Source organism: Thermovibrio sp. (genome assembly GCA_015488335.1).
Lineage (GTDB): Bacteria > Aquificota > Aquificia > Desulfurobacteriales > Desulfurobacteriaceae > Balnearium.
The window spans coordinates 1-10,074 of record WFNZ01000036.1 but is presented as its reverse complement, the minus strand read 5'-3'; the positions used below and the strand labels follow the sequence as shown (position 1 = coordinate 10,074).

At 43.1% G+C, this 10,074-nt stretch carries 12 protein-coding genes; 9 read left to right on the top strand and 3 right to left on the bottom strand.

Features of this window, described 5'->3' with window-relative positions; translation table 11 throughout:
- Window position 1: 1 nt before the first annotated feature.
- Window positions 2–313: a hypothetical protein gene (locus F8H35_RS04505; RefSeq protein WP_472572358.1), complete on the bottom strand. Its 312-nt coding sequence runs from the start codon at window positions 311–313 to the stop codon at window positions 2–4.
- Between the two features lie 287 nt (window positions 314–600).
- Window positions 601–816, bottom strand: a complete 216-nt coding sequence (locus F8H35_RS04500) for a hypothetical protein (RefSeq protein WP_472572357.1) — start codon at window positions 814–816, stop codon at window positions 601–603.
- A 650-nt stretch (window positions 817–1,466) separates the two neighbouring features.
- On the opposite strand from F8H35_RS04500, the gene mnmA reads away from it, so the two are divergent.
- From mnmA to F8H35_RS04460, 8 genes are read left to right on the top strand one after another with little or no spacing between them, the layout of a single operon-like run.
- On the top strand, window positions 1,467–2,501 hold the full coding sequence (gene mnmA, locus F8H35_RS04495) for a tRNA 2-thiouridine(34) synthase MnmA (RefSeq protein WP_472572356.1): 1,035 nt from the start codon (window positions 1,467–1,469) through the stop codon (window positions 2,499–2,501).
- Window positions 2,501–2,938 (top strand): ATP synthase F0 subunit B, encoded by a 438-nt coding sequence (locus F8H35_RS04490; RefSeq protein WP_472572355.1) that lies wholly within the window; start codon window positions 2,501–2,503, stop codon window positions 2,936–2,938. Before mnmA ends, F8H35_RS04490 begins: the two co-directional genes overlap by 1 nt.
- A gap of 9 nt (window positions 2,939–2,947) precedes the next feature.
- Window positions 2,948–3,421: a F0F1 ATP synthase subunit B family protein gene (locus F8H35_RS04485; RefSeq protein WP_472572354.1), complete on the top strand. Its 474-nt coding sequence runs from the start codon at window positions 2,948–2,950 to the stop codon at window positions 3,419–3,421.
- A gap of 11 nt (window positions 3,422–3,432) precedes the next feature.
- Window positions 3,433–3,966 (top strand): ATP synthase F1 subunit delta, encoded by a 534-nt coding sequence (gene atpH / locus F8H35_RS04480; RefSeq protein ID WP_472572353.1) that lies wholly within the window; start codon window positions 3,433–3,435, stop codon window positions 3,964–3,966.
- A 28-nt stretch (window positions 3,967–3,994) separates the two neighbouring features.
- Complete coding sequence (gene atpA, locus F8H35_RS04475) at window positions 3,995–5,503, top strand: F0F1 ATP synthase subunit alpha (RefSeq protein WP_472572352.1); 1,509 nt, start codon at window positions 3,995–3,997, stop codon at window positions 5,501–5,503.
- A gap of 14 nt (window positions 5,504–5,517) precedes the next feature.
- Window positions 5,518–6,378 carry an ATP synthase F1 subunit gamma gene (gene atpG / locus F8H35_RS04470; RefSeq protein ID WP_472572351.1) on the top strand — a complete coding sequence of 287 codons (861 nt, stop codon included), beginning with the start codon at window positions 5,518–5,520 and terminating at the stop codon, window positions 6,376–6,378.
- 11 nt (window positions 6,379–6,389) lie between these two features.
- Window positions 6,390–7,832 carry a F0F1 ATP synthase subunit beta gene (atpD, locus tag F8H35_RS04465; RefSeq protein ID WP_472572350.1) on the top strand — a complete coding sequence of 481 codons (1,443 nt, stop codon included), beginning with the start codon at window positions 6,390–6,392 and terminating at the stop codon, window positions 7,830–7,832.
- A gap of 12 nt (window positions 7,833–7,844) precedes the next feature.
- A complete protein-coding gene (locus F8H35_RS04460; protein ID WP_472572349.1) occupies window positions 7,845–8,270 on the top strand; it encodes a F0F1 ATP synthase subunit delta/epsilon in 426 nt (141 codons plus the stop codon).
- Between the two features lie 12 nt (window positions 8,271–8,282).
- Here the strand turns inward: F8H35_RS04460 and F8H35_RS04455 are convergent, their stop codons facing one another.
- The gene (locus F8H35_RS04455; protein WP_472572348.1) at window positions 8,283–8,603 is read right to left on the bottom strand and encodes a hypothetical protein; all 321 of its coding nucleotides are present in this window, start codon (window positions 8,601–8,603) and stop codon (window positions 8,283–8,285) included.
- 57 nt (window positions 8,604–8,660) lie between these two features.
- Between F8H35_RS04455 and F8H35_RS04450 the strand changes: the two genes are divergently transcribed.
- The gene (locus F8H35_RS04450; RefSeq protein ID WP_472572347.1) at window positions 8,661–9,998 is read left to right on the top strand and encodes an APC family permease; all 1,338 of its coding nucleotides are present in this window, start codon (window positions 8,661–8,663) and stop codon (window positions 9,996–9,998) included.
- The last annotated feature ends 76 nt before the right edge of the window (window positions 9,999–10,074 follow it).

The following is a 10,074-nucleotide window of genomic DNA, read 5'->3' as shown; positions in this document are numbered from 1 at the left end:
TCTAATCTTTGTCACTACCAAGTAAATTTTTAAGTTTCTGGAACTCTCTATTTACCTCTTCCAATTTTTCTTTATATTTACTTAGAGTTTTCTCTTTATCTATACCGATATTCTCTATCTCGTAGATCCTTGCCTCATAAAACGCTTCTGAAGTTTTTACCTGGAAATTCAAAAAATTTTTGTTAAAAGGTTCTTTATCTAATATATTTTTCGCAAAACTTAAATAGTTAATAAAACATATTTTATACAAATCAAGAAGCATTCTCTCTATATGCGCTCCAAATCTATCCAAATTTTTCTCTGCATCTTCCATATTCCCTTGATTGATATATCTGATAAAATGCATAAAATGTGAAAATGCTGCTTCAAGCTCAATAAGTGGTTTAACCGGCTTCTTTAAAAAGTTTGAAATTAATGTATTATAAGCAAAAGCATAGTGTTCAAAGTATAGCTTATCAAGGTAAAAAAGCTTTTGAATAAATTTTGAACAAATAGCCTTTTTTTATTATCTCCATAACAAAAATTAGAATAAATACTCTTTACCATTTCCCCTCCTATTTTTATTCTTCATGCAGGTTGAATCAGTTAAATCAGGTCAGGTTAAAAGTCAGTCACAACATATTTTTTAGGATACTCATAAATTACTTTCCTAAAATCTTTTTCCAGAATTTCTTTATCGTCTATAGAGCTATCAAAGTCATTTATCAAGGTTTCATATAGTTTTAAAGACGAAACAAATCCTCTAAAAGAGGCAAGTTCCTCAAAAGGAGATATATCCAATCGGTAAAGCTCGTAGTTTCTTTTTAGATGTCCCATTGTTTTAAGCTGACGTTTCAGGAAAATAATCAGGATTAATGTCACCACTAACACTTCCACCACGAAAATGAACAGACTTACAATTAGATTCATATCCTCTCCCCTCCAACCAATCTTTCATAATCGTATATTAGTCTAAATTTCTGAAAGTCTTGAGTAAATTTAAATAACCATATGAAAATAAGGATCCAGCCAATAATGTTCACTGAAAATCTTATCCCTAAGATATAACAAATCAAGAACGTAAGATCAGAAATCAAAAATATGACCAAAGAAAAGATATCTAAATAGGAGAGCCAGTTTCTGTTAAATACTTTAAGGAATCTTAGTGTCAGTAAAACAACAGCTAATATGATTAATTCAAAAGTTAAAGAATAAAAAATTGATAGTAAAGCGATTTTACCCTGGGAACTCATTAGAAAAAAAGAAATATCTTTTCCCTGTAATTTTCCCACACCAAGTTTTAATTGAATTTCAAAGAGGACAAAAGCTGTAAGAATAGACAAAATTGTCCACAAAAAAGAAGAAACTACAGCACTCAAAAAATGACGCTTAATCTAAAGTAATGTAGCATTTTCCTCTATTCCAATATGTTGATAAATTAAATCATACGACTATAATTCTATCCAGACCAAGCTGAGGAATTTTTAATGAGTATTAAAGTCCTGATAGGCTTCAGCGGGGGAGTTGACAGCTTCTTCACCGCATATTTACTGAAAGAGCAGGGCTACGAAGTAATTCCTATTTACCTCAAGCTCTTAAAGAAGGCAGACACGGAAAAGGTAAAAAGGGCGGGGGAGCTCCTCAACTTAAAAGTCACAATAATTGACCTGACAGAAGAGTTCAAAAGAGAAGTTATTGACTACTTCATCTCTTATTACAGTAAGGGACTCACACCCAACCCCTGCGCTGTCTGCAACAGAGAAATTAAACTCAAATACTTATACAAAATAAAGAAAAAGATATCTGCCGATTTCATAGCTACAGGCCACTACGCACAGGTTCGCTTCTCAAAAGAGTTCAGTAGAAATCTTATATATAGAGGTATAGAAAAAGGAAAAGAACAGTCTTACTTCCTCTCATTAGTTAAGAGGGAAATATTTGACAGCCTTCTTTTACCTCTGGGGAAATTCACAAAGAAAGAGGTTGTAAAGCAAGCAGAAAAGTTGGGATTTCCCTATACGGGAGAGAGTCAGGATATCTGCTTTATTGAAAAAGACTACGTGGAGTTTCTAAAACCCTTCATAGGAGAAAAACCGGGAGTTTTCAAATTGGAGGATGGAACCGTTTTAGGAAAACACAAAGGCTTTTACAGGTACACAGTTGGACAGAGAAGAGGCCTTGGAATTCCATACAAACATCCTCTGTACGTTGTTGAGATAAAACCTGAAGAGAATGCAGTTATAGTTGGATCTAAGGAAAGTGTTTTAAAGGATGAAATTTTTGTCTGGAAAGTCAACTGGCACGTTGAACCGGAGGAATGGGGTAAAATTCCGCTTCAGGTTCAAGTTCGCTACAGAGCAAAGCCTGTAAACGTTTGCTCTGTAGAGTATTTAAAAAATGGCATATATCGTGTAAAATTAGCGGCGAAAGTTGACGCACCTGCTCCGGGGCAGGTCTGCGCCTTTTACAGCAACGACCTGCTTTTGGGAGGAGGAGAAATCACAAAAGAAGGAGCCGGGTGATGGAAGGAAGCATTGTAGCTATAGACTGGACTCTCATAGTTCAAGCAGTAAACTTTCTCATCTTCATGGTACTCATCAACAAGTTCCTGTTCCAGCCACTGCTAAGGCTTATGGAGGAAAGAGAAAAAGAGCTTAACGGTATATACAGTGAAGCTGAAGCCCTGAAAGTTAAAGCAGAACAGCTTTTAAAAGAGGTAGAGGAGACACTTTCAAAGGCTAAAGAAGAGGCTAAGAAAATTATTGATGCTGCTGTAAAAGAGGCAAGAGAAGAGAAAGAGAGAATCATCTCTCAGGCTCAGGAAGAGGCCTCTATAAAAGTTGAAAAGGCAAAAGAAGAGATATGGCAGGCCTTTGAATCTGAGAAAGCTAAGCTTGAAGCTGAGGCCGAAAAGCTGGCCGAAGAGATCATCAGGAAAATTCTTGGAAAGGTTGCCTAAGGGGGAAAGATGGAACACGGTGGACATCTCTTATTCTGGAAAACTGTAAACATAATAATTCTCTTTGCAATTCTTTACTGGCTCCTTAAGAAACCGGTTTCCAGATTCTTGTCCGACGGTATTGAGTCTGTAGTGAGTAAGTTTGAAAAGGCAAAGAAAGAGAAGGAAGAGGCCCTAAAGCTCCTTAAAGAGGCAGAGAGGAAATCTGAAGAAGTAAAGGCTGAGGCTGAAAGAATACTCAGCTACTCAAAAGAAGTTGCAGAGAGGGAGAAGGAACAGATAATAGCCGAGGCCAAAGAGACAGCCTCAAGAATAGTTAAGATGGCAGATGAGGAGATAGAGAAAGAGGTTTACAAGGCAAAAGAGGAGCTGAAGAAATTTGCCGCCCAGAAGGCTGTTGAGATAGCAGAAGCAAAACTTAAAGGTTCAATAACACCGGAAGTCAACAAAAAGCTTATTGAATCCAGCCTTGAAAAGCTTTAGGAGGGATCAAGTTGAGACTGGAAGTTAGAATCGCCAGAAGGTACGCTAAAGCCCTGTCGGAGGTCCTTCCCGACGAAAAACTTGAGAAAGTCCTTAAAGAGATTAAAACCCTCCTTTCCCTCTTTGACGAAAAGGCCATAAAGTTCTTTAAAAGTCCCATAATTCCCACCGAAAAAAAGGTGGAGCTCCTCAACTCCGTCCTTGAAAAGGTTGAAGTTTCGCCGGAGCTCCAGAAAGTACTCAAACTGATGGCAGAGAGGAACAGGCTGGGAATTCTGAAAGAATTTGCTGAAGAGTTTGAGAAGTTCGCAGACGCAAGGTTAGGGGTTGTAAAGGCTGAGATAACAAGCGCCACAGAGCTTGACGAGGAAGTTTTAAACAGGATAAAGGCCAAAATTGAGGAGCTTTTCGGGAAAAAAGCTGAAATCACGGTAAAACTTGATCCCTCCATAATCGGTGGCTTTATAGTAAGAGTGGCGGACAAAGTTTTAGACGCTTCTATAAAGACCCAGCTTGAGAACCTTAAGAAAGCTATAGCCGATTAACATAAAAAACCGATAGCGAGGTGCAGGGATGCAGATCAGAGCAGAAGAGATATCAGAACTGATAAGAAAACAGATTGAAGAGTTTGAGGCCTCTGTAAACCTTGATGAAACCGGAATTGTCATCAAGGTCGGAGACGGAGTAGCAAGGGTTTACGGCCTTGAAAACGTTGAGTACGGTGAAGTGGTTGAGTTTGAAGACGGGACAGAAGGTGTTGCCTTCAACCTTGAAGAGGACAACGTAGGTGTCGTTCTCCTTGGTGAGGGTAGAGGAATCGTTGAAGGCGGAAAGGCTAAGAGGACAGGTAGGATCCTTGACATGCCCGTTGGAGACGGCCTTATCGGAAGAGTCCTTGACCCTCTCGGAAACCCAATAGACGGTAAAGGAGAAATTGAATACGTAGAGAGAAGGGCTGTTGAGCGTATTGCTCCCGGTATCGTTACCAGGAAGCCCGTCCACGAGCCACTCCAAACAGGAATTAAAGCTATTGACGCCCTCATTCCGATTGGAAGGGGACAGAGGGAGCTCATTATCGGAGACAGGCAGACAGGTAAAACAACAATTGCTATAGATACAATTCTTAACCAGAAGAGGGAAGGCGTTATCTGCGTCTACTGTGCCGTAGGTCAGAAGAGATCAACCGTCGCCCAGACTATCCAGCTCCTGAAAGAGATGGGAGCTATGGAATACACTATCGTTATTTCCGCTACAGCTTCCGAACCTGCAGCACTTCAGTACTTAGCTCCTTACGCTGCATGTACAGTTGCTGAGTACTTCAGGGACACAGGAAGGGCTGCCCTTATTATCTACGACGACCTCTCAAAGCAGGCTGTCGCATACCGTGAGATGTCCCTCCTCTTAAGGCGTCCGCCTGGCAGGGAAGCTTACCCTGGAGACGTTTTCTACCTCCATTCAAGGCTTCTTGAGAGGGCTGCTAAACTCAACGATGAGCTTGGAGCAGGTTCACTTACAGCCCTCCCTATTGTTGAAACAAAGGCTGGAGATATTTCGGCATACATTCCTACAAACGTTATCTCAATTACTGACGGTCAAATCTTCCTTGAGACTGACCTCTTCTACAAAGGTCAGAGGCCGGCTATCAACGTAGGTCTCTCCGTTTCAAGGGTTGGTGGTGCAGCCCAGATCAAAGCTATGAAACAGGTTGCAGGAAAACTCAGGCTTGAGCTTGCCCGTTACCGTGAGCTTGAGGCTTTTGCCCAGTTTGCATCAGACCTTGACCCTGCTACAAGGGCTCAGCTTGAGAGGGGAAGGCGTATGATGGAGCTCCTCAAACAGCCTCCCCACAAGCCAATTCCTGTTGAAAAGCAGATCGTTGCCTTCTTTGCAGCAATCAACGGATACCTTGACGACATTCCTGTTGAGGCTGTAAACAAGTTTGAGTGGGAGCTCTACGCCTTTATGGACGCAAAACATCCTGAAATCCTCAAGGAGATACTTGAGAAGAAGCAGCTTGACGACGAACTGACTCAGAAACTCCACGAAGCGATTAAGGAGTTCAAGGCGACCTTTACAGCCTAATAGTGAGGTAGAAAATGCCTGGAATGAGGGAAATTAAAGCCAAGATAAAGAGCCTTAAGGGAACAAAGCGGATAACCGCCGCCATGAAGGCGGTTTCCGCTGCTAAACTCCGTAAGGCTCAGGAAGACCTTTTCAACGTAAGGCCTTATGCCGACGTAATGAAGGGAATTGCAAAAGGCCTCTACATGAGGGGAAACCCCGCAATCCATTCCATATTCAGAGTAAGACCTGTAAAGAGAATAGAGCTGGTTGTTATCTCATCAGACAAAGGTCTCTGTGGTGCCTTCAATTCCAACATAATAAGACGGGTAAACAGGTTTGCTAAAGAGAAACAGTCTCAGGGAGTTGAGATAAGCTTGACAACTGTTGGAAACAAGGCAAGCCAGTTTTTCACAAAGTATTCAGACCTCAACGTCCGCAAAACCTTTACCGACATATTTAGAAGAATCGGACTTCCTCTTGCTAAAGAAATATCGGCAGACCTTTTCTTAGGATACATGTCTGAATACTTTGACGAAGTTTACCTCGTTTACAACAAGTTCTACAACGCCTTAAGACAGGAAGTTACCTTTGAAAGAATAATGCCTTTAACCGTTGAAATGTCAGAAGAAACACCTGTTTCCGAGTACACCGTAGGCCCAGACGAAAAAGTTATTGAAGAGGCCGTTAAGGCCTACACTTCTGCCGTTGTCTTAAGGGCTTTAAAAGAGTCTGAAACCAGCGAACACGCTGCCCGTATGACTGCAATGGACAACGCTACAAAGAACGCAGAGGACATGATAAGAAAGCTCACGATCTCCTTCAACAAGGCAAGACAGGCCGCAATTACGAAGGAGCTCATAGAGATTACAACAGCTATTGAAGCAATGAAATAGGGAGGATAGGTATGGCAGAGCATAAAGGGAAGATAGTTCAGATCGTTGGACCGGTCATAGACGTTGAGTTCCCCGACGGGAAGCTCCCTGAGATCTACCACGCCTTAAGGGTTCCGAACGTTAAGCAGATCACCTGGGACGGAAAAGTTGAAACCGGTGATCTTATGCTTGAAGTTCACCAGCACCTCGGCGAGAATAGGGTAAGGTGCGTTGCCTTTGGTGCAACAGAAGGTCTTAAAAGGGGAATGGAAGTTATAGATACGGGAGACTACCTGAAGGTTCCTGTTGGTCATGCAACCAGGGGAAGGATCTTCAACGTTGTTGGAAAACCAATTGACAACAAAGGTCCCGTTGAGGCTGAAGAGTACTGGCCTATTCATAGACCCGCTCCACCTTTAACAGAGCAGAAAACGGTTGCTGAGATATTTGAAACAGGAATTAAGGTTATTGACCTTCTTGAGCCTTACGCTAAAGGTGGAAAGACAGGTCTTTTCGGTGGTGCCGGAGTTGGTAAGACGGTTCTCCTGATGGAACTCATCCACAACGTTGCAATGAAACATGGAGGTTTTTCCGTTTTCGCCGGAGTTGGAGAAAGAACGAGGGAAGGAACAGACCTGTGGTTAGAGATGCAAGAATCTGGCGTTCTTGAGAACACAGTTCTTGTTTACGGTCAGATGAACGAGCCACCGGGTAACAGGTGGCGTGTTGCAATGACCGGCGTTACAATGGCCGAGTACTTCCGTGACGTTGAAGGCCGTGACATGATGTTCTTCGTTGACAACATGTTCCGTTTCATCCAGGCCGGTTCTGAGGTTTCAGCTCTCTTAGGTAGGATTCCTTCTGAGGTTGGTTACCAGCCGACACTGGCAACAGAGGTAGGTGCGATTCAGGAACGTATTACTTCAACAAACAAGGGTTCAATTACCTCTGTTCAGGCTATCTACGTTCCTGCCGACGACTTTACAGACCCGGCTCCGTTTACACTCTTTGCCCACCTTGACGCAACAACGGTTCTTTCAAGGGCACTCGCAGAGCAGGGTATCTACCCGGCAGTTGACCCTCTTGAGTCAACATCTCGTATGCTTGACCCACACATCGTAGGCGAAAAACACTACAGGGTCGCAAGGGAAGTTCAGAGATACCTCCAGAGGTATAAGGAACTTCTTGAAATCATTGCAATCTTAGGTATGGAAGAGCTCTCAGAAGAAGATAAGTTGGTTGTTCATAGGGCAAGGAGAATCCAGCTCTTCCTCACACAGCCCTTCCACGTTGCAGAGGTCTTCACAGGAATGCCTGGAAGGTACGTTCCCGTTGAGGAGACCATCCGTGGATTTGAGATGATAATCAACGGTGAGCTTGACCACCTGCCTGAGCAGGCCTTCTACATGGTTGGAACAATTGACGAGGCAATTGAGAAGGGCGAAAAGCTCATGAAGGAAGCCCAGAGCAAATAGGGGAGAAGATAGATGGCTGCCAAGAAGGGACTGCCAACAGAGATGAAGTTTCAGTTAGCATCTGCAACGGGGAAACACTTTGAAGCCAATGCCCGGGAAGTTTACGTTGAGACTGACGACGGTGATATCGGAGTTCTGCCCGGCCACCAGCCAGAGTTTTACTCAATCGGGGCAGGTTTTGTTACCTGCAAAGACGTTAACGGAAATGAGATAAGGAAGCTCGTTTACAACGGTTTCGTCCAGATAGAGCCAGACGTTGTTAGGGTGGGGGCTCAGGAAATCTACGAGCCCGGGGAAATTAACGTTGAGGCTATAGAGAGAGAGATTTCACAGCTCAAGGAGAGACTCTCTACCCTCAGCGAAGAGGAGATAGAGACGAGGAGCTCCCTTGAGGCTGAAATGAAGAGAAAAGAGACTCTTCTGAGGAAGGCCCGGTAAGGGCTTTCCTCTTCACCTTTCCTTTAGCTTCCTCATTTTCACCCACAAAACTGCTATTCCTGTTAAAAGCCCGGTTAAAAAACCTAAAGAGATTAAAAAAAGGATTCTCGAAACCCTTTCTGGAAGTTTGTTCTCAGGCTTTGGGATTTCAGAAGGAGATAAGCCCGGGTAAAATTCGTAAACCTTACCGGTATCCGTTTTTACCTTAACAACTTCAACAACCTTACCGTCTACCTGCTTATAGGATATCCACGCTTCCACAGGCTTTTCTTTAGAAAATCCCGGGAAAGTAAAAAGGATAAAGGTAACAAAAGTTAAAAGGAGAAGTCTCACTACAAAACCTCTCTATTGATTTTAATAAAATTCTATTAAAACACTGAGGAACGGAATATGAAAAAAGAGAAGAAACTGAGCCTCATTCAGGCAGTGGCAATGGCAGTAGGAACTATGATAGGAGCCAGTATCTTCTCCATATTCGGCTATGGAGTCAGAATTGCAGGGAACGGCCTGCCCTTATCTTTTCTACTCAGTGGCACCTACGCTCTTATGGTTGCTTACTCTTACGCTCATATGGGGAGAAAGTTTATTTCAAATGCAGGTCCCATTGCTTTTATTCAGAGGGCTTTTGGAAACTCTCCGGTGGTGGGAGCCCTATCCATCCTTATGTGGTTCAGCTACGTCATCTCCGTTGCCCTTTTTGCCATTAGTTTTGCAGGTTACTTCCTGCCACTTATCCACCTTGACTACCCAGTTTTCCACACTGCTGTGGAAGTTCTGGTAATCGCCTTCTTCGGTGCAATCAGCTTCTTTGGTGGGTCTCAAGCTGTTGGAAAGCTTGAGTTCTGGATAGTTTTGACAAAGCTTTTAATTCTGTTAATCTTTATAGTGGCAGGGCTCTCAGTTATCCACATAGAGTACTTAAAACCGCAGTTGAATCAACACTACCTAAAGGGAATTCTGAATGCTTCCGTTATCTTCTTCCTATCTTACATGGGATTTGGATTGATAACCAACATCAGTGAGAATATAGAGGAACCCTGTAAGAACGTTCCGAGGGCAATATACCTCAGCATTTTCATCGTTATGGCAGTTTACGTCGGAGTTTCCGTTGCTGCTTTAGGAGCTCTCCCTGCTCAAGAAATCGCCAAATATGCAGAGAACGCTCTTGCTGTAGCTGCAGAACCTGTATTGGGAAAACTGGGGTTTCTCTTAGTTTCAATTGGAGCTCTGATCAGCATCTCTTCTGCCCTCAATGCAACTATATATACTGGAGCGAACGCCTCTTACGCCCTCATGAGGGACGGTTACATTCCATCTCCAAGGAGCTTGGTTGAGAAGGAGTGGATGGGGGAACACTTTGGACTCTACCTGACCTGCGGTTTAGGGCTTCTCTTCACTCTTTTTTTCAACGTAACTGCTGTTGCATCAATGATAAGCATAATAACAACTGCCCTTTACATAGGGGTCATACTCTCTCACCTGAAGCTCTGGGAGAAGGTAGGTGGAAGGAAGGGACTTATCTTCTTTAACTTAATCGTAATAACCTTCGTAGCTGCTCAGATAGCCATCTACCAGTTCAAAAACAGTAAGATTACTTTTTTAACAACTGCCGTTATATTCGCTGTTTCCTTAGGGATGGAACTCCTCTACTACAACAAGAGAAGAACCGCCTCTCCCTTTATCAGAACGGGCAAGAAAAGAGTTGATGAAGCTGTTCAGGTTGACTAATATTTATATAGTGTAAAAGAGCGGGCGTAGCTCAGGTGGTAGAGCATCAGCTTCCCAAGCTGAGGGTCGCGGGTTC